Source organism: Xenorhabdus siamensis (genome assembly GCF_037996745.1).
Taxonomy (GTDB): domain Bacteria; phylum Pseudomonadota; class Gammaproteobacteria; order Enterobacterales; family Enterobacteriaceae; genus Xenorhabdus; species Xenorhabdus indica.
The window spans coordinates 146,692-169,983 of the sequence record NZ_JBBMXE010000005.1; the positions used below are offsets into that span (position 1 = coordinate 146,692).

General features: G+C 42.6%; 21 protein-coding genes. 6 read left to right on the forward strand and 15 right to left on the reverse strand.

The genetic code is table 11. The features are described 5' to 3' along the window. Positions 1 to 5 precede the first annotated feature (5 nt). The 11 genes from trpS to AAC852_RS04640 form a co-directional block, all read right to left on the reverse strand. Positions 6 to 1,040 carry a tryptophan--tRNA ligase gene (trpS, locus tag AAC852_RS04590; RefSeq protein ID WP_340620005.1) on the reverse strand — a complete coding sequence of 345 codons (1,035 nt, stop codon included), beginning with the start codon at positions 1,038 to 1,040 and terminating at the stop codon, positions 6 to 8. 4 nt (positions 1,041 to 1,044) lie between these two features. Beyond that, positions 1,045 to 1,749 (reverse strand): phosphoglycolate phosphatase, encoded by a 705-nt coding sequence (locus AAC852_RS04595; protein ID WP_340620236.1) that lies wholly within the window; start codon positions 1,747 to 1,749, stop codon positions 1,045 to 1,047. A 14-nt stretch (positions 1,750 to 1,763) separates the two neighbouring features. Next, positions 1,764 to 2,438, reverse strand: a complete 675-nt coding sequence (rpe, locus tag AAC852_RS04600; RefSeq protein WP_340620006.1) for a ribulose-phosphate 3-epimerase — start codon at positions 2,436 to 2,438, stop codon at positions 1,764 to 1,766. Positions 2,439 to 2,495: 57 nt separating this feature from the next. Continuing rightward, positions 2,496 to 3,314, reverse strand: coding sequence for an adenine-specific DNA-methyltransferase (dam, locus tag AAC852_RS04605; RefSeq protein ID WP_340620007.1), 819 nt, complete (start codon positions 3,312 to 3,314; stop codon positions 2,496 to 2,498). An 85-nt stretch (positions 3,315 to 3,399) separates the two neighbouring features. Further along, positions 3,400 to 4,395 (reverse strand): SPOR domain-containing protein, encoded by a 996-nt coding sequence (locus AAC852_RS04610; protein ID WP_340620008.1) that lies wholly within the window; start codon positions 4,393 to 4,395, stop codon positions 3,400 to 3,402. 227 nt (positions 4,396 to 4,622) lie between these two features. Then, complete coding sequence (gene aroB / locus AAC852_RS04615; RefSeq protein ID WP_340620009.1) at positions 4,623 to 5,711, reverse strand: 3-dehydroquinate synthase; 1,089 nt, start codon at positions 5,709 to 5,711, stop codon at positions 4,623 to 4,625. A 45-nt stretch (positions 5,712 to 5,756) separates the two neighbouring features. Continuing rightward, the gene (aroK, locus tag AAC852_RS04620; RefSeq protein WP_038260059.1) at positions 5,757 to 6,278 is read right to left on the reverse strand and encodes a shikimate kinase AroK; all 522 of its coding nucleotides are present in this window, start codon (positions 6,276 to 6,278) and stop codon (positions 5,757 to 5,759) included. A gap of 399 nt (positions 6,279 to 6,677) precedes the next feature. Further along, positions 6,678 to 7,748: a type IV pilus secretin PilQ gene (gene pilQ, locus AAC852_RS04625; protein ID WP_340620010.1), complete on the reverse strand. Its 1,071-nt coding sequence runs from the start codon at positions 7,746 to 7,748 to the stop codon at positions 6,678 to 6,680. Further along, entirely contained in the window at positions 7,748 to 8,290 is a 543-nt protein-coding gene (locus AAC852_RS04630; RefSeq protein WP_340620011.1) for a hypothetical protein, read from the reverse strand. Before AAC852_RS04630 ends, pilQ begins: the two co-directional genes overlap by 1 nt. Next, positions 8,280 to 8,834: a PilN domain-containing protein gene (locus AAC852_RS04635; protein ID WP_340620012.1), complete on the reverse strand. Its 555-nt coding sequence runs from the start codon at positions 8,832 to 8,834 to the stop codon at positions 8,280 to 8,282. The genes AAC852_RS04630 and AAC852_RS04635 overlap by 11 nt, the downstream gene beginning before the upstream one ends. After that, positions 8,831 to 9,733: a type IV pilus biogenesis protein PilM gene (locus AAC852_RS04640; protein WP_340620013.1), complete on the reverse strand. Its 903-nt coding sequence runs from the start codon at positions 9,731 to 9,733 to the stop codon at positions 8,831 to 8,833. The genes AAC852_RS04635 and AAC852_RS04640 overlap by 4 nt, the downstream gene beginning before the upstream one ends. Before the next feature lie 134 nt (positions 9,734 to 9,867). On the opposite strand from AAC852_RS04640, the gene mrcA reads away from it, so the two are divergent. Then, positions 9,868 to 12,396: a peptidoglycan glycosyltransferase/peptidoglycan DD-transpeptidase MrcA gene (mrcA, locus tag AAC852_RS04645; protein WP_340620014.1), complete on the forward strand. Its 2,529-nt coding sequence runs from the start codon at positions 9,868 to 9,870 to the stop codon at positions 12,394 to 12,396. 476 nt (positions 12,397 to 12,872) lie between these two features. Here the strand turns inward: mrcA and nudE are convergent, their stop codons facing one another. Continuing rightward, positions 12,873 to 13,424: an ADP compounds hydrolase NudE gene (nudE, locus tag AAC852_RS04650; RefSeq protein WP_047680308.1), complete on the reverse strand. Its 552-nt coding sequence runs from the start codon at positions 13,422 to 13,424 to the stop codon at positions 12,873 to 12,875. A 355-nt stretch (positions 13,425 to 13,779) separates the two neighbouring features. Between nudE and AAC852_RS04655 the strand changes: the two genes are divergently transcribed. The 4 genes from AAC852_RS04655 (at position 13,780) to pckA (ending at position 19,091) form a co-directional block, all read left to right on the forward strand. Next, positions 13,780 to 15,885, forward strand: coding sequence for an IgaA/UmoB family intracellular growth attenuator (locus AAC852_RS04655; protein WP_340620015.1), 2,106 nt, complete (start codon positions 13,780 to 13,782; stop codon positions 15,883 to 15,885). A 67-nt stretch (positions 15,886 to 15,952) separates the two neighbouring features. Further along, on the forward strand, positions 15,953 to 16,351 hold the full coding sequence (hslR, locus tag AAC852_RS04660) for a ribosome-associated heat shock protein Hsp15 (RefSeq protein WP_340620016.1): 399 nt from the start codon (positions 15,953 to 15,955) through the stop codon (positions 16,349 to 16,351). A gap of 39 nt (positions 16,352 to 16,390) precedes the next feature. Next, on the forward strand, positions 16,391 to 17,263 hold the full coding sequence (gene hslO, locus AAC852_RS04665; RefSeq protein WP_340620017.1) for an Hsp33 family molecular chaperone HslO: 873 nt from the start codon (positions 16,391 to 16,393) through the stop codon (positions 17,261 to 17,263). Between the two features lie 208 nt (positions 17,264 to 17,471). After that, entirely contained in the window at positions 17,472 to 19,091 is a 1,620-nt protein-coding gene (gene pckA, locus AAC852_RS04670; RefSeq protein WP_340620018.1) for a phosphoenolpyruvate carboxykinase (ATP), read from the forward strand. A gap of 176 nt (positions 19,092 to 19,267) precedes the next feature. On the opposite strand, the gene AAC852_RS04675 is transcribed toward pckA, so the two are convergent. Then, positions 19,268 to 19,963, reverse strand: a complete 696-nt coding sequence (locus tag AAC852_RS04675) for a pirin family protein (RefSeq protein ID WP_340620019.1) — start codon at positions 19,961 to 19,963, stop codon at positions 19,268 to 19,270. A gap of 303 nt (positions 19,964 to 20,266) precedes the next feature. Here AAC852_RS04675 and AAC852_RS04680 point away from each other — a divergent pair, with 303 nt between their 5' ends. Beyond that, entirely contained in the window at positions 20,267 to 21,043 is a 777-nt protein-coding gene (locus AAC852_RS04680; RefSeq protein ID WP_340620020.1) for an APH(3') family aminoglycoside O-phosphotransferase, read from the forward strand. Here the strand turns inward: AAC852_RS04680 and AAC852_RS04685 are convergent. Both AAC852_RS04685 and AAC852_RS04690 read right to left on the reverse strand, forming a co-directional pair. Beyond that, complete coding sequence (locus AAC852_RS04685) at positions 21,040 to 22,029, reverse strand: GNAT family N-acetyltransferase (RefSeq protein WP_340620021.1); 990 nt, start codon at positions 22,027 to 22,029, stop codon at positions 21,040 to 21,042. The genes AAC852_RS04680 and AAC852_RS04685 overlap by 4 nt on opposite strands. Positions 22,030 to 22,041: 12 nt before the next feature. After that, the gene (locus AAC852_RS04690) at positions 22,042 to 23,286 is read right to left on the reverse strand and encodes a phenylacetate--CoA ligase family protein (RefSeq protein ID WP_340620022.1); all 1,245 of its coding nucleotides are present in this window, start codon (positions 23,284 to 23,286) and stop codon (positions 22,042 to 22,044) included. Positions 23,287 to 23,292 lie beyond the last annotated feature (6 nt).

Genomic DNA, 23,292 nt, shown 5'->3' on the forward strand with positions numbered 1-23,292 from the left:
CATGATTACGGATGAGCAATAAACCCAACCGCCTCATAGACCTTATCCAGAGTCGCCTGAGCACGAGCCTGTGCTTTAGCTGCACCTTCTGCCATTATTTGGTTAAGTAGAATCTCATCATTACGGAAATGATGGAAACGCTCTTGTAAACCTGCCAGCATTTCACATACTGCATCTGCAACTGCACCTTTCAAATGACCGTACATTTTTCCTTCAAATTCAGCTTCCAGTTCAGGAATTGTTTTTTCTGTGACACCAGAAAGTATATCCAACAAGTTGGAAACACCTGGTTTATTTTCCAGATCATAACGTACACGAGGTGGTTCTTCGGAATCAGTCACTGCACGTTTGATTTTCTTGGCAACAGTTTTTGGATTTTCCATCAGAGCAATCACGTTATTACGGTTATCATCTGACTTTGACATTTTCTTATTCGGATCTTGCAATGACATCACGCGTGCACCGCCTTTCGGAATGAATGGTTCTGGCACAGTGAAAATGTTACCGTATAAGGCATTAAAGCGCAGCGCTAAATCACGGGTCAGTTCAAGATGCTGCTTCTGGTCAATGCCAACAGGGATCTGATTAGCTTGGTAAAGCAAAATATCAGAAGCCATCAGGACAGGATATTCAAATAAACCGGCATTAATGTTTTCTGGATAACGGGCTGATTTATCCTTAAATTGAGTCATGCGGCTGAGTTCACCGAAATAGGTGTAACAGTTTAATACCCAAGCCAGTTGAGTATGTTGTGGAACATGTGACTGAACGAAAATGGTGCTTTTCTTTGGATCAATGCCACAAGCAAGATAAAGCGCTAGCGTATCCAGTGTGCGTTTTTTCAGTTCTTCGGGATCTTGGCGTACGGTAATAGAATGCTGGTTAACGATGCAGTAGATACAATCATATTCATCCTGCATTTTAACCCACTGACGTAACGCCCCCATGTAGTTACCGATGGTTAATTCACCGGAGGGTTGTGCGCCGCTGAATACAATGGGTTTTTGTGCGTTTGGTTTCATTGCAGTGGGTTCATTCATTTTATTACGCTTCCTGTAAGTTCAAAGTTGATAGTCCAATTGTTGGGATTAAATCCGAGAAATTGTCCAATACATAATCCGGACGACTTAATGCTATAGATTCCCCATAGTTATATCCATAGGTTAAGCCAACACAAGGACAACCTGCTGCCTGTGCAGCCAAAATATCATTACGTGAATCACCAACGAAAAGCAATTCTTCCTTATGTAGACCAAACATGCCCATTGTCAGATACAGCGGTGCCGGATGCGGTTTTTTCTGTTTAACATCGTCACCACCTAGCACCAGTGAAAAGTATTCACTGATACCTAATGATTCCAGCAATGGTGCAATAAAAGGTGTTGGCTTGTTGGTGACAATTGCCATCGGCAGGTTATGTTTTGCCAGCTCTGCCAACGTTTCTTTGACATGAGGAAAGAGTGTGCTGCCTGTTGTGACAGTGGTCTTATAGAATTTATCAAACAGTTCGCGGATTTCATGGTGCAATTCTGGGGTAAATTTCACTGTCGCCCATTTCAATGCACGTTCAACCATGATATCTGCGCCATTACCCACCCAAACTGCAACACGTTCTTTGCCTGCTGCGGGCAATCCTTTGGCAATCAGTGCCTGATCTAAAGCATCGGCCAGGCCACCGGCACTGTCGGTCAGCGTTCCATCCAGATCAAATGCAATGGCCCGAATGTTTTTAACTACATTTTTTTCCATCATGTTGTCTGCCATTATGCTACTGTTGATAATTCACGGCGCATCTCATCAATAACCGTTTTATAGTCAGGTTGACTGAAAATTGCGGAGCCTGCGACGAACATATCCGCCCCTGCCTGAGCTGCTGCGGCAATATTATCGGCTTTGATACCACCATCAACTTCAAGGCGAATATCGTATCCACTTTCATCAATAAGTTTGCGTACCTGGCGCAGTTTGTTCAGGGTTTCTGGAATGAAAGATTGACCACCGAAACCAGGGTTAACTGACATCAACAAAATGACGTCCAGTTTATCCATAACATAATCAAGGTAGCTGAGAGATGTTGCCGGATTGAAAACCAAACCCGCTTTACAACCATGATCTTTAATCAGTTGCAGCGTTCGGTGGACATGCTCGCTCGCTTCGGGGTGGAAAGTGATATAGGTTGCACCTGCTTTGGCAAAATCGGGGATAATGCGATCAACAGGTTTTACCATCAGGTGAACATCAATCGGAGCGGTAATACCATAATTGCGCAGAGCCTGACAGACCATCGGACCAATTGTCAGGTTCGGGACGTAATGATTATCCATAACGTCAAAATGCACAACATCAGCACCTGCTGCCAATACCTTTACGGTATCTTCACCCAGACGGGCAAAATCTGCGGATAGAATGGATGGGGCAATCAGAAAATCTTTCTTCATTATTCTCTTCTCCAATTCATTGTTTATCCCCGTTATTTCAGGGGCAGGAAACCTTACTCACTTCTGGCAGTATAACGCCAAAAGCTCATCAACTTTACTGCGGGCAAGAATATTTCTACTTATTGTCCGGCGGGCTTTAACAATGTAAAGGGAAGCTTGATGATACCATTCCCGTGTCATCGGCGTGTCATGATTGGATATAAGCACGGGAATATCCTGTTGCGACGAGAGATTATAGGCGAGCCGTGCCAGATTTTCCTGATCTAGGAGGTTAAAACTATTTGTATGGTAGGCGGTAAAATTTGCCGTTGCTGAAAGAGGCGCATAAGGCGGATCGCAATAAACAACTGAACCTTTTGGCGCTTTAGTTAGTGCGATTCCGTAATGCTGACAGATAAAAGAGGCCTTCTGGGATTTTTCGGCAAACCAGTACAACTCATCTTCTGGAAAATAAGGTTTTTTATAGCGTCCGAAAGGAACGTTAAACTCGCCCCGTGAGTTATAGCGGCAAAGGCCGTTATAACAGTGGCGATTAAGGTACAGAAACAACACACTGCGATAGAATGAGTCTTTACTGCTGTTGAACTCTTCTCTCAGGTGATAGAAGATCTCAGACGTGTTGAACTCTGGTGAAAATAAGGGACGGACATGATCAATAAATTCATCCGCACTGGATTTTACTGTGTTGTACAGGTTGATTAGATCATTGTTAATATCTGATAAGATGTAAGAATCATAATCGGTATTCAGGAATACCGAGCCTGCGCCAACAAATGGCTCAATTAAGCGCTCGCCCTCTGGCAGATAACGTTTAATATCATCCACCAAAGGGTATTTTCCACCGGCCCATTTTAAGAAAGCGCGTTTTTTTTTCATGCCGTCAAATAAAGTATTCAATAATTTCAGAGCCGCAGATTGTACTCTGTTTAGGACAGCATATCAGCGCCTAATAAAAATAGTTTTATTTTTTCAGATCTTGATGAACCTGTTGTAGTTTTCTCACCCAAGGTTTTTGAGTCTGAATGTTTGTAGGGAGTGAAGAAATTGCCTTTTTGGCTTCAGAAGCGGAGTTGTAGCTACCGTAGATCAAAATAAACCATGTCTTATCATTTCGTTTGGTTTCGTAAACCTTGTAATTGGCAAGGTTATTCTTTTTTGCAAAAGCGATCAAGGTATCAGAACGACTAGCGCTACTCAATTGAAGTGTAAACCGATTTGCAGGTACTTTCAGTAAGTCAGCTGCTGCATTTGCAACACTCTGCTTATTTGACTGATGATCGATGATGGCAGGTTTAGCTGTTTCCTTGTGCTGCTTGTCTGTTTTTTCTATTTTGGGAGGTGCAACCTTTTCAGTTTTTTTCTGTTCTTCCGGTGGTGTTAGCGTTTGTTTTACCGAGTTATTTTGTGATGATGACAGATTTTTTTGTGCCTTATTTTTTTGCACAGTATCGTTAATGTTGCTCTGTTGTTGATTTAAAGCATCAGAAATATCGCCAGGTAACTCTATGCGTTGATTGTAGCCACCTGTTCCAGTTGTTGCAGGAGCGAGATCTTGGCTAGGTGTACTGCTGATTGGTGGCATACCGATTTCGCGTGGATTATTTGTTGACGAAGTCGATGTGGCAGGTTCTGATGGATTTCCCTGCATACTATTTTGCGCATTAGTCGGTTGCGTGTTAGTAGAAGACGATGGAGAGCCTGACAGATCGATACTTTTCTCGACTGAATTCTGTGATTGCTGTTTTTCATGCTCGGTTGGGGATTTCAGGGCAGAACTAATAGCGATAATCAGTAGTAAAAGCACCAGTATACCGACTCCAATCATCATTTGTTGACGCGATACTGCCAGCTTTGGGCGCTGGTTTTGAGTTCGTGATCGCTGAGGGCGGCGATCAGAAGCATCAGGTTTAAATTCGTTTTTTGTTTCTTGCTTATTTTCTGATTTTAATTCGTCCATATACCCTCCCAGCCGAGATAATACTGCCAATTACTATTCTATAGGTCTGGTCTATAGGTCTGGTCTATAGGTTTGGCAGCCTGACCTAACTAAAACCGATAATAAAACTGGTAATGTATTATACCCTTTATCTTTTAAGTTGCCTCTTTGTTGGCGGCAACTTAAAAGCTATCAGGGTGTATCTATCAATGTAGCTATTTTATAGCAAACAGCTAGAGAATGATGGATCATTCTCTGCAACGTCGAATGGCATCCAGTATAACGTCTGTACTGATATCAGAACGAAGTTCTGCTTCCCCTATCACCTTAGGTAAAATCAGACGAAGTTTACCCGCTGATACTTTTTTATCACGCATCATATGAGGTAAATAATCTTCAGGGGACATCATTGCCGGGCCGTGAACGGGTAGTTTTGCTCTTTCCAGCAAGTTGATAATGCGTTGTGTATCCTGACTGGAAAATGTTCCAACAAGTTCAGAAGCGCGTGCAGCCATTACCATACCCGCAGCGACAGCTTGACCATGCAGCCAGACGCCATAACCCATTTCCGCTTCAATGGCATGTCCAAAAGTATGGCCAAGATTTAATAAAGACCGCATTCCACTGCGTTCATATTCATCTGCTGCGACGACAAATGCCTTCAGTTCACAACAACGACGGATACAGTAAGCCATTGCCTGATGATCAAGAGCGATTAATTTCTCAATATTATCTTCAAGCCAACTAAAAAACTCACCATCCAAAATCACGCCATATTTGATCACTTCCGCTAAACCAGCATACAACTCTTGGGCTGGTAGGGTATTTAAACAATTGAGATCAATGACAACGGAGGCGGGTTGGTAAAAAGCCCCAATCATATTTTTACCAAGGGGATGGTTGACCCCTGTTTTTCCGCCAACGGAAGAGTCAACCTGAGAAAGTAGAGTGGTGGGTATCTGAATGAAACGAATGCCGCGTTGATAGCTGGCGGCAGCAAACCCCGTCATATCACCGATGACACCACCACCGAGAGCGATAAGCGTTGTGTCACGACTGTGATTATTTTCCAGTAAGGCAGAAAATATGTCATTGAGCACAAAAAGTGATTTGTATTGTTCACCGTCACGCAAGATAACTTCATTTACCTGGAGACCCATACTCTGCAAAGTGGATTTCACCTGTTCAAGATACAGGGGTGCCAGTGTTTCATTGGTCACTATCATGACCTGCTGACCAGATTGCAGGGGCTTGAATGCTTCACTGCTGGAAAACAGCCCTTGGGCGATGGTAATCGGATAGCTTCTTTCACCTAACGTAACAATCACTTGTTCCATATCAGCTTTCGCCTTATCGTGTGCTGCGGAGTGAGTCCGCAAAGATCAATTTTTTTCCAATAGCTCAATAATTTGGTTAGCTACAACTTTGGCACTTTGCTCATCTGTACGTATAGTCAGGTCAGCAATTTCCTCATAAAGAGGATTGCGCTCATCAGCCAGATTCTCTAAAACTTCACGTGCTGGTGCGTCAACTTGAAGTAAAGGGCGTTTTTTGTCGCGCTGGGTACGAGCTAACTGTTTTTCTATGGTTGTTTCTAAATAGACGACCACACCACGGGCAGACAGACGATTGCGGGTTTCTTTTGATTTAACTGAACCACCCCCAGTTGCCAATACAATGCCTTGTTTCTCAGTCAGTTCGTTAATTATTTTTTCTTCGCGTTCACGGAAGCCTTCTTCGCCTTCCACATCGAATACCCAGCCCACGTCAGCTCCGGTACGTCGCTCAATTTCTTGATCAGAGTCGTAAAACTCCATATTGAGTTGCTGAGCTAACTGACGACCAATAGTGCTTTTGCCGGCACCCATAGGCCCAACCAGAAAGATATTGCGTTTCTCTGCCATGTTTTTGGTATTACTAAGATATTTGTTAATGATAACCCGCCCCGCCAATCAGATTAGCCGCGGGACCTAAACTGAAACCTCATGAGTGAGAATGTGAGATCAGATAGAAAAATTATCTCAATACATCAGCCTATATTGCAACTATATAAATTTGCACGAACCAGTGAAGTGAAGTTCATGCTTTTTTCGGCTGATTATGATCCACCTGTGTATATTCTGATAGGCTCTTACTGGTGATGAGAGACCTGCTCACTCAATTAGGTAAACCTTGTATGCTAAATTACTCTCAGCGTCAAATCCATAAACAGGTCGGACCAAGAAAAATAACCAGCAATATGGCAGAAAAAGCATAGAGACCTTTATCAAGGGACTGATAAATATGCGTATATTTTCATTTGATCAAATATCGTCCAGTTGAGGTGTAATAAAAATTACGAGCTCCCTTCGACTATGCCGTTCTCCTTGCTGGCTAAATAATGATCCCAATAGAGGAATATCTGATAAGTAAGGAACTTTTTGTGTGCTGGCTCCTTTTTTCTGTTGGAAAATTCCACCCAGAATGAGGGTTTCGCCGTTTCTGACGGTAACTTGTGTCATAATTTCCTGTTTGTCGATAGCCAGATTTTCATTTCCGCCCTGATTAATAGGAAGGCCGGGCGCATTCTGGCTGATTTTCAACACTAACCGGATTTTTCCTTGCCTTAAAATGTGTGGAGTCACTTCCATGCCTAATACTGCCTCCTTAAATTGAATAGTTGTTTTGTTTTTGTTCTGAACGAGATAAGGGATATCAGAACCCTGTTTGATACTGGCGGGTTGTTGATGTGAAGCGGTCAGACGTGGGCTGGCGATGATATCCAGTTGATTTTCCTGCTCCAGGGCGCTGAGTTCCATTTCTAATAGATTTGCATGGATACGGGCAGTGTTCAGTACCAATCGGTGTCTTTGATTTCCTGCGGGTTGATGCAGGTTTAAGCGGTTGAGGCCGAGTGAGCGATTTTGTGGATCGGCTGTGATACCCCAGTGAATACCTAGCTCATGTAACGCTTCTCTGCTGCTCGTGACAATATGGGCTGTGATTTGCACTTGCTGTTGTGGTGTATCCACTTCTTTCAGCCAGTTCTTGATGCGAGTGATAGCATCAAACTTATCTTCTAATATCAAACTATTTGTTAAATTATCATGTTCCACTTTTCCCCATTTTGTCAGTAAGGCAGGCGTGTTTTTTTGTAATTGCTCTGTTATTTGTCCGGCATCGGCGTATTGCAGAGGAATAACCTGGTATTCTATTTCTTGTTCTTCTTGATCTGTCGGGAAGAACTGAACTTCTTCATCTACGATATTTTTTGGCGGCTGAAAAGGGTCTCTCACTGTCATGGAATAAGTTGTTTCTTCCGGTGCTATTTCTTCGGCGAAACAGGAAAAAGTCAGGAGCAAGAAGGCCAGTAAAGTGAAAGCACGACGATTCATCATTTCTCCTCATAGCCAATATCTTTCAGCACCATACGGACAGTCAGACTATTATCGGCAGGTGTGATTGTGAGATGTTTTATCAGCAAGATGGGTTGTAATTGCTGAATCTCATTGATGAAACGGAGTAATTGTTCATAGGTCAGTGACAGAGTGATATGCCATAAAACTTGATCACCTTCCTTGATGCTCTTCCATTCCATGAGTTGACTCCCGGAATTGATCAAAGGCTGGTGGAGTCGTTTAAGTACGGTAGTTTTTAGCGGCGATGAGATGTGACCGTTCTGGCCGAGTTTGACTGTTATTTGTTGGATCTGCTGGTGGAGTTCAGTCAGATTAGGTAATGCGGAAAATTGGTTTTGCGATAAGGCAAGATCATTTTTTTGTTCTGTCAGTTTAACTTGAAGAGAATGAATGACATCTTCACTCTTTTGCCAAATAAAAAAATAGAAGCCCAATACAAGAGGAACGATCACCAATTGCTGTAATAAAAATAACTGCCATATGGGGCGAAATAACCACACAAGATAATTATTTCTCATTGCTGTCTCCCATTAACCAGTCTGCATCAATGGTGAATACCTTGAGATAATCCTCAGATGTGGTGGTCATTTTTTTTAACTGGACATTGATAAGTGAGGTATTACCCGTCAGGTTATCCAGTAAATTGGAGACATCTTCATAACTTTGGCTGTTGGCTGCAAAAACTAATTGTCCGGTGTCATCACTGAAAGCAGTAAGCCAGCTTTTCTCCGGTAATAAGTGGGGAAGTTGGCGAAATAGCTGTAAATATCGTTGATTCTGTTCCATGAATATCTGTTTTTTCCTTAACTGTTGGGTTAACTGATGGTGATGATGAACCACTTGTTCTGTTTCACTGATAATTTGTTTTACTTGCTCAAGTTGCTGGCTATTTTGGGCAAATTGCTCGTGATATTGTTCGATTTCCTGCTGCTGTTGTATTGAGATAAATATGAAAAAAGCCCCCCATAGAATCAATTGCAGGCCAAGAAACAATCCCCATTTCCAGTATTTGCGTTTAAGTTTTGCCTGACGCCAGGGCAAGAAATTAACCTGATACATCATTGGTCATCCGGTCTGAGAGCCAGTCCGGCGGCTATAACGAAAGCATCTGTTTGTGTCGGCAACGGAGGCTGATAATGGCGAAATGCTGCCAGCATATGCCAGACATGAACGGATTCTTTGGGTACGGTTTGCTGTTTTTCTTTATTGATATCAGTAGATTGTTCGTCACTGTAATAAATGGTGTGGTTTTTACTCTCTGCTGTAATGGGTAACTGGCTAATCACTTGTGTCAGAAATGGATGAGACTGAGTTGAGATCAATCCATAATTAAAAGGGAGATTAGCTGGAGCGACCCACAGCCAGTCAGTTATCCGTTTATGGATCAACCAACTGTCATTGGGAACACCGGCAGATTCTGCTGCATAACGTAATGCACAGGGTGCAATATCAATGGCATCAGGGAATAAACCAATTTTTGCGAGCAGTTCAAGCCAGAAGTTGAGATCTTTTTGTCGGGTTGCACTGATGCAGATTTGCTGACCATGAACCCGATAATCCAAGGCAAGATCAGTGACAGGAAATTGTTTTTCAGCGTTGGCGTGAACAAACCATCCGAGTTCAGGCTCCTGTAATGAGATGTGGTGAGGCAAAGCGATCTGTTTCTGTAAGGTTTGCTGAACAGGCAGTGCCAGCCTTAATTTAATCTTGTTAGGTAATATTTGACGCCATTGCATTAAAATGTGCTGTAATTTTTCAGGGTGCTTTAACCATCCTCCTGAGACAGTGCCGTGTGGTGTGTCTTTTAATAATGGCATTTCATTAAATAACGGTATCTCATTAAATAAAGAGTATTGCCAGCAATGACGGAGTTGCCAACCATTGCGGCGTTTAATCGCCGCGATTGCCCGAATGTCATGTTCATGGATATCCAATCCGATATACCACCTTGATGGATACATGTCGTGATCTCCTTATCAGTGATGTGTGACAAGTTGTTATTAATGAAAGGACATATTCATTGTGTTGTATAGCCTTTATACTACGTAATAATCGTTTATAAATTGCCTCATTAACATGGCGTGAGAAATTTCAGGTGAAGTTCATAAAGTATTTTTTGATCCTTGTCGTTGTTTGCATTTTATTGGGAACCGTCTCGATTTTGGGTTTGTACAAATATATCGAACCACAGTTGCCAGATGTCGCGACTTTAAAGGATGTCCGATTACAGACACCAATGCAGGTATTCAGTGCTGATGGCAAACTTATTGCCCAATATGGTGAAAAACGTCGTTTACCGCTGACCTTATCCGAAATACCACCTTTAATGGTGAAAGCCTTTATTGCCACGGAAGATAGTCGTTTTTATGAACACCATGGCGTTGATCCGATAGGTATTATCCGTGCGGTCTCAGTTGTGATGACTTCTGGTCATGCTTCTCAGGGGGCAAGTACTATTACTCAGCAACTTGCGAGAAACTTTTTTCTCAGTCCGGAAAAAACTTTGATACGTAAGGCTAAAGAAGCGTTTCTGGCGATTAAAATCGAGCAACTGTTAACCAAGAATGAAATTCTTGAGCTATATCTCAACAAAATCTACCTTGGTTATCGTGCTTATGGTGTCGGTGCCGCAGCACATGTCTATTTTGGCAAGAACGTTAATGAATTGACTTTGGGTGAAATGGCGATGATTGCCGGATTACCCAAAGCGCCTTCTACCTTTAACCCACTCTATTCTCATGAGCGGGCGCTTAGTCGCCGTAATGTGGTATTGGGGCGTATGCTGGAGGAGAGATACATCACTCAACAGCAATATTATCAGGCAAGAAGTGAGAAATTAATTGCCCGTTACCACACTCCGCAGATTGTTTTCTCTGCTCCTTACCTGACTGAAATGGTCAGGCAGGAAATGATTAACCGTTATGGTGAAAATGCCTATACGGATGGCTATAAGGTCTATACTACGATTACACGCAAACTCCAACTGGCGGCTGTTGATGCTGTTCGTACCAATGTGATTGATTATGATATCCGTCATGGTTATCGCGGTGCTCAGGAAGTGTTATGGAAAACTGGCCAACCAGTATGGAGCCAGTCTCAGATCATCGATAAACTGAAAACTTTGCAGAAATATGATCCTTTGTTGCCTGCTGTTGTGACGAAATCCGATGCAACTCAGGCAGAAGCCATATTGACGGATGGCAGTAAAGTTGAACTGACTATGGCGGGAGTTCGCTGGGCGCGTCGATTCAAGACTGACAATCTGCAAGGACCTGCACCGCAAAGTGTTAATGAAGTCATTCGAGTCGGTGAACAGATTTGGGTCAGGAAAGTCAATAACATCTGGTGGCTGGCTCAATTGCCGGAAGTTAATGCTGCGCTGGTTTCTATCAACCCGATGAATGGTGCGATAGAAGCATTGGTCGGTGGATTTAATTTTGAATTGAGTAAATTTAACCGCGTAACTCAATCGTTGCGTCAGGTCGGCTCCAATATCAAACCGTTCTTGTATACCGCTGCGATGGATAAAGGTCTGACACTGGCATCGTTGCTTAACGATGCACCTATCAGCCGTTGGGATGCAGGCGCGGGTACTGACTGGCGTCCAAAAAACTCGCCACCAACCTATGATGGCCCGATTCGTCTGCGTCAGGGATTGGGGCAATCTAAGAACGTGGTGATGGTGCGCGCCATGCGTGCAATGGGTGTTGATTATGCTGCTGATTACCTGAAACGCTTTGGTTTGCCAGGTGAAAATGTTGTCCGTACAGAGTCGCTGGCATTGGGGTCTCCGTCTTTCACGCCAATGCAATTAGTGCGTGGTTATGCAGTGATGGCGAATGGCGGTTATCTGGTCGATCCTTATTTCATTAACAAAATTGAGAATGATGAAGGAAAAGTCCTGTTTGAAGCGAAGCCGAAGATTGCTTGTCCGCAGTGTACCGATATTCCTGTGATCTATGGTGATACCACCCGTTCCATTGAATTATCCGAAGATTCGATTGAAAACGTAGCCCATTCCAATCTTTCTGCCGAGCCAGCTTTACCTCAGCCGGATCTGGAAAGTGTAGCGCCTAACGTGCATACCGATGATCAGCAGTATGCTCCGCATGTTATCAGCACACCGTTGGCGTTTCTGATCCATGACGCTCTGAAAACCAATATCTTTGGTGAGCCGGGCTGGATGGGAACAGGCTGGCGTGCTGCTCGTGATTTAAAGCGCCGTGATATTGGTGGTAAAACCGGGACAACCAACAGCTCGAAAGATGCGTGGTTCTCAGGTTATGGGCCAGATATGGTTGCGACGGTCTGGATTGGTTTCGATGAGCACAGTAAAAGTCTGGGACGCACACCTACTCTGAAAGGGGAAGGTGGAGCGAAAACGGCGCAGCCAATTTGGGATGATTTTATGAAAATGGCATTGGAAGGTGTTGCGGAAAAAGTGATGGAACCGCCAGAAGGTATTGTGTCTGTCACAATTGATCGGGCGACAGGTAAGCTCTCCAATGGTGGGGCAAATACTCGTAAGGAATATTTTATTGAAGGTACGCAGCCGACAGAATATGCCGTACCAGAGGCGGGAACGACAGTGATAGAGAATGGCGAAAGCCATGAGCTGTTCTGATTATTTTTAAATACTAGCACCTAAGTAGTAAATATTTAGGTAGTAAATAGGGATAAAAGGCACCGTCAATTATCTGACGGCGCCTTTTATTATTATTTTATCAAGTAATGGTTACCAAATATCGATATCTACTGAGCAACTACGATTCATTTTATCTTTTACGGCCATTGGCGAATGGCTTGCCACCATCCACGGCAGTATAGTGAATATGAATGTTGATATCTTTTAACCGCCACACAGGTACTGAATCATGATGTTTAATAATTTTATATAGTCATAAGAAATGGGCATTAAAAATCACGATCTTCAATGCCCTCTCATAATCTTGCTACATCATTAAATTTCTCTATGCTCCTGAGGTTTTGTTCCCTTGCTGCCACGAAGCAACCCGAAATCTATTGGGTATATTCATCGAATAATCAATAACCTCCTTTATTGATTATATTTTTTCAATCATACCTGCTGTAAGCATAGTCCTAACGTTTTTCATTCAGATATCGTTGTGCAAAAAATAAGGCGCTGATGTTTCTGGCTTCGTTAAAATCGGGATGTTCCAATAGTGACATCATATCTGTTATTGGCCAACAAACTTGTACCAGAGGTTCTGGTTCATCTCCTTCCAGATTTTCGGGATAGAGATCTTGCGCAATGACAATGTTCATTTTGCTGGAAAAATAAGAAGGAGCCATCGTCAGTTTGGTCAGTAGTTCAAGCTTTTTTGCGCCTAATCCTACTTCTTCCTTTAACTCACGGTTGGCGGCTTCAAGGATACTTTCCCCCGCATCAATCGCGCCCTTGGGAAAACCTAACTCATATTGTTCAATACCAACGGCGTATTCACGTATCAGGAGTAACTCATCACCAATTACCGGAATGATGAGGACTGCTTCATGATTAGCAGGCTTCATGCGCTCATAAATACGTCTGGCACCATTACTGAATTCAAGATCAACGGACTGGATGTTGAATAGACGAGAATGGGCAATATCACTTATATTCAATATCTTAGGCTTTTTCAGATCAATCATGCTTGCCCCTGGCGGTTATTGCGCATTAGTCAATTGAAAAATAATCCATCCAATCAGCTCATGGCGCTTGGGAAATACAATTTTTGTAGTGACATTGGATGTGAATCCAAACTTTGCTTTAATATGGCCGATTATGTTAGTAAATGATAGCGATTATCGCTTGTATGTATTTTTGTTACTGTCTTACTCTTACACGAAAAGACTTCCTCTTACGAGCGGGTGTGAGAAAATTTATATAACATTTTGTAAATAAAATTAAAAATAGGAAGCGAGAATAGGAATAACCTGATTCTGAGTCATTCTTTAGATTGTTATTTTGTCAGCCTCTGTATTGCTTTATGGGCGTGGAGAAAAAATGAGCTCACTAGTCATTATATTGGCTATTTTTATCGTTAGCCTGACTATAATGGCTTCCTTTCTGACTTTCAGATGGAGGCGTTCTGATAACGCGCGTTACTTGTCATTGATAGCTAAAGCAGCTAGCCGCAAGTTAAGTGTGGATGAATCTCAAGCTATTGAGTCTTATCTAAAGAATATCCTGCCCAAAATGAAATCAGACAGGAGCTATATGTCTGGCTGTCCGGCGTTGCCGGTCAAAAATGATACGGTTTATACCATTAGCCATCCCATAACCCGTTTTTCCGCTGCTTCAGAAGAAGCGCAGCATTGGCGCTATTATGTTGATGAAACGGAAATACATTTCCCTGCAATGCTTGAGCCGTTTGTTAATCGTCGGAATACGGTAGACATTGTGCAAACTTCTTCGATACCGCTCGTTATTGCAGTAAATGGTCATTGTCTGACCGATTATCAGCAGAATCTGAATACCCCAAATTTTAAGAAAACAGAACACGCCTCAATCCAGAAGAACGGTAATTCGAGTGCCAATTTGCTGTATGTGCGAAAGGAAACGCCGGAAGAGTATCGTCTGCGCTACTCAACAGGTATTCAGGAAGGAGTTCTGATGTGCATGGGGCTTTCCTTATGGTTTCTGGCTCTTTTTGTACCTGTACCTCTAATGCCGTGGCTAATGTTGATTTCTGTTCTGCTGATATTTGCCAGTTTTTGGCCGCTTTTCAGGTGGCCCTCTTCACGTAATTTATTGAATATAAATTGCTTTAGCGGGATACTGAAACGCTGGGGTGTTTTCAGTGAGTTTGAGCTGGAACACAAAAGAAATATCTCATTGGGCGGAATTGACTTGACTTATCCCGCTCACTGGGAGCCGTACATTGCTCATGAGATTGATCAAAATACCGATGTGGATATGTACTCCAATTGCCATGTTGTGCGACAGGGGCGTTATCTCTCGTTGCATGAGGAGGAGAAACACTATCCCTACCAACGTTATCGAAAGAACCAGTTGTTGGTGGTATTTTCTATTTTAGCTATGTTATTACTGTATTTTTATCAACCCGCCAGTTTATCTATGCGGTTGAGTTTCGCATGGCTGCATGGCAGTAATACCAAGGTTATTACCAGCGTCAATGAACTGCTAAATATGCCACTTCGGGAAGGGGATGTACTGAAAGTTAAAGGCTCAGGAATGTGTTACATGCCACCTATGTTGGATACTTTTCCTGGTCAGAATGGACTCTCTTTTGCTCCATTTAACTGTTTGGGTGTCTATTGGAATAATGGCAGCTCATTACCCAGACCGGAATCAGAAATTATTAATAAAGCATCAGCATTGCTCACAACAGTTAATGAGCAATTACGCCCAATGGAAAATAGCCGGAAATCTCATTCCAATCTGAATGAAGTGATTGCTAAATCGGGAATGATATTACTCGATAATTTTTCTGAAATCATTTTGAATACTCAGGCACTTTGTCAGAAGGACATGGATTGCAATCGTCTAAAAAACGCTCTGATTAATCTGGGTAATGGCAAAGATTGGGATGATCTTTTGTATCAGGCAGAAAAAGGGAAATTGAATGGGACCAAAGTATTATTACGCTCTGTGAGTGCTGATGCATTGGGAAAACTTGTTGATGCCACCACCTCCTCATTTATTTACCGGGAAATTGATAAAGTGAGTATTCTCATGAACAGCCCTCCGCCGGGAGGTGTTTTGCTGATTAGTGATGAGAACCGTCCACTGGTTGAATATCCGCTTGCGCCAATCATTTTTTATGAGTACACCGCTTTGCAACAATGGGGGGAATTGCTACGGCTGGCGAATATATTGACGCATATTCCATTTGAAACCGAAGGTATTGTGACGGGTTTATCTGAAGATGCAAACGGTACTCGCCATATCATGTTACATAGTGAACCTGATTCTATAACGTTGATTCGTTATCTGGGAAGTTGCCTCTTTTTAGCAGTAATTATGGCAACATTAATTGTTAATAGCATATTGGTTATTAAGAAAAAACAAAAAAACAGTCAGCGTCTTGTGCGGATCAGACAGTACTATGACAATTGTTTCAATCTGAAACGACCGCCGATGAATTAGTGATAATCACACGGGCTATGTTACCCTGAATCTGTTTTTAGCCAGCTTTAATCAGAGAGAAACAACCATGCCTAATTCAGACAATGATCAAGCTGTTCGCCTTGATAAATGGTTGTGGGCTGCCCGTTTTTACAAAACCCGTTCCATCGCGCGTGAAATGATTGATGGAGGAAAAGTTCATTATAATGGGCAGCGGAGTAAACCGAGTAAACTGGTTGAATTGAACGCAACAATTAAATTGCGTCAGGGCAATGATGAGAAAACAGTGACAGTTTTGGCATTGCACGGACAAAGACGCAATGCCACAGAAGCTCAACAGCTTTATCAGGAAACAGAAGAAAGCATCATTAATCGGGAAAAGATGGCCTTGGCCCGTAAAATGAATGCGTTGACGATGCCACATCCTGATCGCCGTCCAGACAAGAAAGAACGGCGTACCCTGATTAAATTCAAGAACAAAATTTAATGAGTCGGAATAACCGTCTCAGTGAAATGAGAGAGATTTATGATTAAGCATGACCAATTACACCGCTTTTTATTTGAAAGCCATTCTGTCAGGGGAGAACTTGTTTCTGTAAGTGAGACTTACCAGCGAATGCTGGAGAATCACCATTTTCCCCAGCCTGTACAGCAATTGTTGGGTGAGTTGTTGGTCGCCACCAGCCTGTTGACTGCCACATTGAAATTCAACGGGAATATCACAGTACAAATTCAAGGTGATGGGCCTGTTAAGCTGGCGGTCATTAATGGAAATAACCACCAGCAGATGCGTGGTACTGCGCGTATTGATGGTGATGTCAATGCTGCAAGTCGTCTGCGTGATATGGTTGGTAATGGTTATATGGTCATTACCATTACACCGACAGAAGGTGAACGTTATCAAGGTGTAGTCGCACTCGAAGGAGAGACGTTGGCTGAATGTTTGGATGCTTACTTCAAACAGTCAGAACAATTGCCGACCCGTTTGTTTATACGAACTGGCATGCAGGATGGCAAAATGGCGGCTGGTGGCATGTTATTGCAAATTCTGCCGGGTGCACAGGCAGGCAGTGATGACATGCTTGACCATCTGGTTCAATTGACTGCGACCATCAAAGGCGAAGAGTTGTTTACACTGGATGTGAAAGAAATTCTGCATCGTCTTTACCATGAAGAAGATGTCACTCTGTATGAACCTCAGCAGGTTGAGTTCCGTTGTACCTGTTCTCACCAACGTTGTGCTGATACTCTGGTAACTTTACCGGAAGCAGATCTGCAAGATATTCTTCATCAAGATGGCAAAATTGACATGGAATGTGAATTCTGTGGTATGCACTATATTTTTGATGAGAACGCTCTTAACGAAATTAAAATAGCGAAAAAAGAACATTTACATTAACTGTATTTATGATTTATTTTTAGAGGGCGTATAAATACGCCCTTTTTATTATTTAAAAATTTTTATTTCGTGTTCTATGTCTCATATAAGTCTAAAAAAATAATATAATTTCAATTTTTTGATAACAATCGCTGTTAATTAGTCATAATTATTTATTATTTCTGGCCGAGATAGAGATGAAATCTAACTGATCAGGAGCAATAAATAAATGAGCGTTACAGGCATTACTGCGCAGGAACTTATGGTTTATGGTATTCGTGATGTTAGCGAAGTTATTTATAACCCAAGTTATGAATTGTTATTCTCTGAAGAAACAAAATCCTCTTTACAAGGATATGAGAAAGGAACATTGACCAATCTTGGTGCTGTCGCAGTAGATACCGGGATCTTCACAGGACGTTCTCCTAAAGATAAATATATTGTGCGCGATGAGGTGACTCGCGATACGGTATGGTGGGCAGATCAGGGAAAAGGTAAGAACGATAATAAACCGCTCAGTCAGGAAACCTGGTCTCATCTTAAAGGATTAGTCACTCAGCAGCTTTCAGGCAAACGTTTGTTTGTGGTTGATGCCTTCTGTGGGGCGAATGCGGATACTCGTCTGAAAGTACGTTTCATCACAGAAGTGGCGTGGCAGGCGCATTTTGTCAAAAACATGTTTATTCGCCCATCTGATGAGGAGCTCATTGATTTTTCTCCTGATTTTATTGTGATGAACGGTGCGAAATGTACCAATCCACAATGGAAAGAGCAGGGCCTGAATTCTGAAAACTTTGTTGCTTTTAACCTGACAGAACGGATGCAGCTAATCGGCGGAACTTGGTACGGTGGTGAAATGAAAAAAGGGATGTTCTCAATGATGAACTACCTGTTGCCACTGAAAGGCATTGCTTCCATGCACTGTTCTGCCAATGTGGGTGAGGATGGTGATGTTGCTGTTTTCTTCGGCCTTTCTGGTACGGGAAAAACCACGCTTTCTACTGATCCGAAACGTAAATTGATCGGTGATGATGAACATGGTTGGGATGACGACGGCGTGTTTAACTTTGAAGGTGGCTGCTATGCGAAAACCATCAACCTGTCGAAAGAAGCTGAGCCCGATATTTATCACGCCATTCGCCGTGATGCTCTACTGGAAAACGTCACTGTCCTGGCAGATGGCACTGTTGATTTCAATGATGGTTCAAAAACAGAAAACACTCGCGTTTCTTATCCTATCTACCATATTGAAAATATTGTTAAACCTGTCTCGAAAGCAGGTCATGCAACTAAAGTCATTTTCCTGACTGCTGATGCTTTCGGGGTATTGCCTCCTGTTTCCTGCTTGACTCCAGAGCAGACTCAATATCATTTTCTATCTGGTTTTACAGCAAAACTGGCGGGAACAGAGCGTGGTGTAACAGAACCAACGCCAACTTTCTCGGCATGTTTTGGTGCGGCATTCCTGTCATTACACCCGACTCAGTATGCAGAAGTGCTGGTCAAGCGTATGCAGGCATCCGGTGCGAAAGCCTATTTAGTTAATACGGGTTGGAATGGCACTGGTAAACGAATCTCTATCAAAGACACCCGCGCGATTATTGATGCGATCTTAAATGGCGATATTGAAGATGCGGATACCATGGAATTGCCGATTTTTGATTTGGCTGTACCAACAACATTATCGGGCGTTGATACGGGGATCCTCGATCCACGTAACACGTATGCAGATAAATCTGAGTGGGACGCGAAAGCCAAAGACTTGGCACAGCGTTTCATTGACAACTTCGACAAATATACAGATACCGCTGCTGGCGCAGCATTGGTAAAAGCAGGGCCAAAGCTGTAAGACTCAATAAGAATACCCTAGGTATGTGAAGCGCTTTGTTAAAGATATGCTCTGGAGTATATTAAGCCGCTTTAAATCAAAATCCAGTTTAGTAAGACCCAGATTGTTGACAAACCCCGTTGAAAGAATAACGGGGTTTGTCGTTAGAATGTGTCTTTTACTACTTGAAATTGACATCAATTTGGCGGCAGATCGAACAATAAAATTTCACTCTGTTGGTTAGCGGTTATCTGAATGTCGGATTTATCCCAGATAGCGATACCATCGCTGGTGGTTGCTTGTGTACTGTTGATAGTTACTTCACCATGAACCACTTGAATCCATATTTTTCGCACTTTTTCTATGTGATATTCGTATCTTTCACCACTTTTCAATGTCAGGCGCCATAACGTCATATCCTGAAAGATCTTCAATGAACCATCGCGGGCATCGGGCGAAAGTACTAACTGATGACTTTCCTCCGTATCAAAGTGGCGTTGTTCATAGCGTGGAGGCAGGCCATTTTCTTCTGGCATGATCCAGATTTGGTATAGGTGAAGCGATTTATCATTATGTGGGTTGTATTCAGAGTGGCGGATACCAGTACCTGCACTCATAATCTGGAACTCTCCTGCCGATATCTGTCCCAGATTTCCCATATTATCTTGATGTTCCACCGTACCGGAAAGTACATAGGTCAGAATTTCCATATCATTATGAGGGTGCATACCAAACCCTTGTCCTGCGTCAATCACATCTTCATTAATGACTCTTAGGGCTGAGAAACCCATAAAGTTGGCATCATAATAATGAGAAAATGAAAAAGTGTGCCAGCTATCCAGCCAGCCATGATTGGCATGGCCTCGCTCTGAAGCTTTACGTCGGTAAATCATTTTCAAAATCCTTCAGTGTTTTTTGTAGTCTAGTTGAAGGAATGAAATATGAAATATGAGAAATTTAATCTAAGGAATCAATTTTTTTGAATAATTAAAACAGGATAGTGAGAATAAAAAAAAGCCAGCATGAAGTTGCTGGCTATAAAAGTAAACACTGGAAGCAATGTGAGCAATGTCGTACTTTCACATGACCCTGAAGGTGGTGCACTGAAAGTGATAATAATGATAATCGTTCTCAATATCGTTTGTAAAGCGTTTTTTTAATCAAATTTCGTTTTTCAATTTCAATAAGGAAAATACATGTTACCCAAGTTACCACAAAATATTGATTGTTTTATCGGCGATGTAGCCTTAATCCCTGATGAAATCGGTGAATCTCCTGCCAGTGTCTATAGTTTTATTCGGGGTAACGAGCGCTTTTTTCTCAAGTATTCTCCCATCGTTTATGTAAATACGACTTATAGTGTCATGCGGGAGGCTTCAGTGCTGAATTGGCTTAATGGTCGCCTGAATGTGCCGGAAGTTGTGTGTGTTGCAGAGAACTCAGAAGGGGAGTTTATGATCACACGTTGTATACCCGGAGAGCCCTTGTACACACGGATAAATGCTCATCAACCTGTCCTGGAACTGTTTCGTGAAGCTGTTCGTCAGATACAGGCTGTATCCATAATCGATTGTCCGTTCGACTCGGGGGTTAATTTTCGTCTTCAGGAACTGGAATATTTGCTGGATAACAATTTGTGTGATGAAAAATATGACCTTGAGCAATGGCCGGGAATAGCGACTCCACGAGATTTACTGGCACGTCTTCATGCTACGTTACCGAGTGAGGAAAAGGTATTTTCCCATGGGGATCTTTGTGATTGCAATATCTTCGTCAATGCACATGACGAATTGTACTTCCTTGATCTTGGCCGAGGCGGAATTGCAGATCGCTGGCTGGATATTGCATTTGTTCATCGTAACTTACTTGAGGAGGTTTCGATAAGTGCAGCTACCGAATTTCTGGATACGCTTGGCGGTCTTGATAACTCAGCCAAGCGTGTGTTCTTCGAGCAATTAGATGAATTATTCTAACCTGGTATGTACTCACTTAGCTGATGTAAGGGTGAGTACTCTGTAGTTTTCTTCAATTCCATTTGGTAGAGGTTTTGTGTACTGATGTCAGAAAATTGATACGGTGTTGATTGATAACCCCGTAACCAGAGCAGAAACCACCCTGTATGTACATCAGGACATAGTCCGGCAAAGCGAAATCCACCTTTTTTTAGCTGTGGATATAACTTCAATGCCTCTTCACACGCAGGAAGTCTTAAATAGATTAACTGGTTGGCAGGGTAATCTATGATTTCCGATAAAAAGTCAGAATCAACCTCATACAATGTGATCTCCAAACGTCGTCCACTGATTTTAGAACTAATGAGCTTAGAATTAACTAGATTAGCATTAAAAAAAGAATGCTCTCCTTGTTGTTCATCGGGTAATAATTCACCAACGTATTGACCTATCTGTTCAGCCCAGTCTCGCAAGGGATGTGGCCAGTTCAGTTTAGGTAATGGAAATGCTTTAAGAGGCAAAATACCTTGTACAATACTTTCAGGCTCTGCTAACCCGAATGGCGAATCAACATAGTCCAGCATCAGTGCTGTCGAGCAAAAGCCCAGATTTTGTGCTAAATACTGGCTTTTCAGGTGCGAACAGACTTGTTTTATCGTCAACAAACTGTACTGTTGTTCTTTCGCATAGTGGCACAGATAGCGACCCAAAGATTTAGCAACACCTCTGCCTTGAAATCCCGGATACACAACAACCAACGCTAATTCAGCCTGATTTTGTTGCACAACATCTTTAATAAGCGACGAATGGCCAATCAGTTGTCCCTGATAAAAAGCTAAGGCTGAATACCATCTCCCTGTAGTTTGATAGTCATCTATCAATCTGGGCAGATAGATATCAGGATAAACGTATGAATCACCGTAAACCTCACGAAATAATTTGCTGATATGTTTTCCGTCACCTGGTTGATAGCTGCGGATCTGAATAGCAGAAGGAAAAATAGTCATAGATTTCAACCTTCAATTATAACTACGCCGATCCACAACTCGTTGCAATTTACCTGAACGCGGGTGGGTATACATTGCATCGATATTCGTTTGAACGATCTCCAGCATATTTTGGTGGAAGTGAGCGGTGTTCAGTCCGCGGCATGCTGAGAGTATGTTATGGCGGATTTTTTTAATATCGATTGGTTTCGGGCTGGCTACTAACAATGTGATTTTGTCTTTTGACGCCTCTTGAGACAGTACCAACTGCCAGGCAATTAACTCTGTTTGTGATGATAACTGGGTGGCAAAGTCGTCAGGAAATAGCGAAAGATCACCAATCCTGATCCGATAACCTTGGTTTGCGCGTCCTTGTAGCGCAAACTTACGACATGCCTGTTCTGACTCACACCAGCAAGCCAAATCACCTGTGGGATAGCGGATCACAGGCATCAGTCTTCTTTGTAAGTTAGTGGTAACTAACATGCCACGGCGTCCTGGCTCTGTGATGGGTTCATGGGTAATCTCATCGATAATTTCTATAATGGTATCTTCGTCGAAAACCCTGTGCTCTCCCGGATCACATTCTGGGTCGGCAAAGCCGATTAAGCCTCCGTCAACACTGGCACAACCAACTGAGCCAAAACGTGCCTGAGGGAAAACCTGACGCATTGCCGTTATCTGCCCTTCAAACAGGCTTTCTCCGCCATACAGAATGGTTTCTACCATCGGTAATGTCTGACCATTGTCTTTCAGATACTGTGCAAAGCGAATGAGCTGGACGGGCACACCCGCCAGTACGTTGATATTGTGATGCTGAATGTTATATGCCAGCAGCCCATCGTCAACCTTGCAAGTGAAAGGAAATTCCACGACAGGAAATGATGAGTTAGACAGAGCACCATGAATGAATAGCAAACTGGTGTAAAGGTCGCCGGCAAAAAATAGGTTGGCTACCCGATCACCCGGCGTCAATTGGCGGGTAATTGCCTTCCCAAATGAATGAATAAATACTTTCCACTCTTGTTGACTGAAAACTGATAGTCGGCCATCACTGGTTGAACCGCCCGTTTTAAACACATGTCCGTTTTCTAATGGAGCAGTAAGTACTGGCCAAGTTTGTAAATTATCTGAATGAGCCCAGTAACTACCGGGCTTGATCAGTGGCAAATCTTGCAGCGTCCAATCATCCGGGACGGATTCGTAAAGAGTCCGGTAATAAACAGAATGCTCACGTACATGATTAAACAGATCAATTAACATTATGCTTTTATTCATATTCGT

Coding starts and splice junctions, on each gene's coding strand:
- trpS (WP_340620005.1), bottom strand. CDS start 1,040: ATGAATGAACCCACTGCAATGAAACCAAACGCACAAAAACCCATTGTA.
- pilQ (WP_340620010.1), bottom strand. CDS start 7,748: ATGAATCGTCGTGCTTTCACTTTACTGGCCTTCTTGCTCCTGACTTTT.
- AAC852_RS04675 (WP_340620019.1), bottom strand. CDS start 19,963: ATGATTTACCGACGTAAAGCTTCAGAGCGAGGCCATGCCAATCATGGC.
- AAC852_RS04655 (WP_340620015.1), top strand. CDS start 13,780: ATGAGCTCACTAGTCATTATATTGGCTATTTTTATCGTTAGCCTGACT.
- AAC852_RS04680 (WP_340620020.1), top strand. CDS start 20,267: ATGTTACCCAAGTTACCACAAAATATTGATTGTTTTATCGGCGATGTA.
- aroK (WP_038260059.1), bottom strand. CDS start 6,278: ATGGCAGAGAAACGCAATATCTTTCTGGTTGGGCCTATGGGTGCCGGC.
- hslR (WP_340620016.1), top strand. CDS start 15,953: ATGCCTAATTCAGACAATGATCAAGCTGTTCGCCTTGATAAATGGTTG.
- AAC852_RS04610 (WP_340620008.1), bottom strand. CDS start 4,395: ATGGACGAATTAAAATCAGAAAATAAGCAAGAAACAAAAAACGAATTT.
- AAC852_RS04630 (WP_340620011.1), bottom strand. CDS start 8,290: ATGAGAAATAATTATCTTGTGTGGTTATTTCGCCCCATATGGCAGTTA.
- rpe (WP_340620006.1), bottom strand. CDS start 2,438: ATGAAGAAAGATTTTCTGATTGCCCCATCCATTCTATCCGCAGATTTT.
- AAC852_RS04685 (WP_340620021.1), bottom strand. CDS start 22,029: ATGACTATTTTTCCTTCTGCTATTCAGATCCGCAGCTATCAACCAGGT.
- AAC852_RS04595 (WP_340620236.1), bottom strand. CDS start 1,749: ATGGAAAAAAATGTAGTTAAAAACATTCGGGCCATTGCATTTGATCTG.
- AAC852_RS04690 (WP_340620022.1), bottom strand. CDS start 23,286: ATGAATAAAAGCATAATGTTAATTGATCTGTTTAATCATGTACGTGAG.
- AAC852_RS04635 (WP_340620012.1), bottom strand. CDS start 8,834: ATGATGTATCAGGTTAATTTCTTGCCCTGGCGTCAGGCAAAACTTAAA.
- dam (WP_340620007.1), bottom strand. CDS start 3,314: ATGAAAAAAAAACGCGCTTTCTTAAAATGGGCCGGTGGAAAATACCCT.
- aroB (WP_340620009.1), bottom strand. CDS start 5,711: ATGGAACAAGTGATTGTTACGTTAGGTGAAAGAAGCTATCCGATTACC.
- pckA (WP_340620018.1), top strand. CDS start 17,472: ATGAGCGTTACAGGCATTACTGCGCAGGAACTTATGGTTTATGGTATT.
- AAC852_RS04640 (WP_340620013.1), bottom strand. CDS start 9,733: ATGTATCCATCAAGGTGGTATATCGGATTGGATATCCATGAACATGAC.
- nudE (WP_047680308.1), bottom strand. CDS start 13,424: ATGATTGATCTGAAAAAGCCTAAGATATTGAATATAAGTGATATTGCC.
- hslO (WP_340620017.1), top strand. CDS start 16,391: ATGATTAAGCATGACCAATTACACCGCTTTTTATTTGAAAGCCATTCT.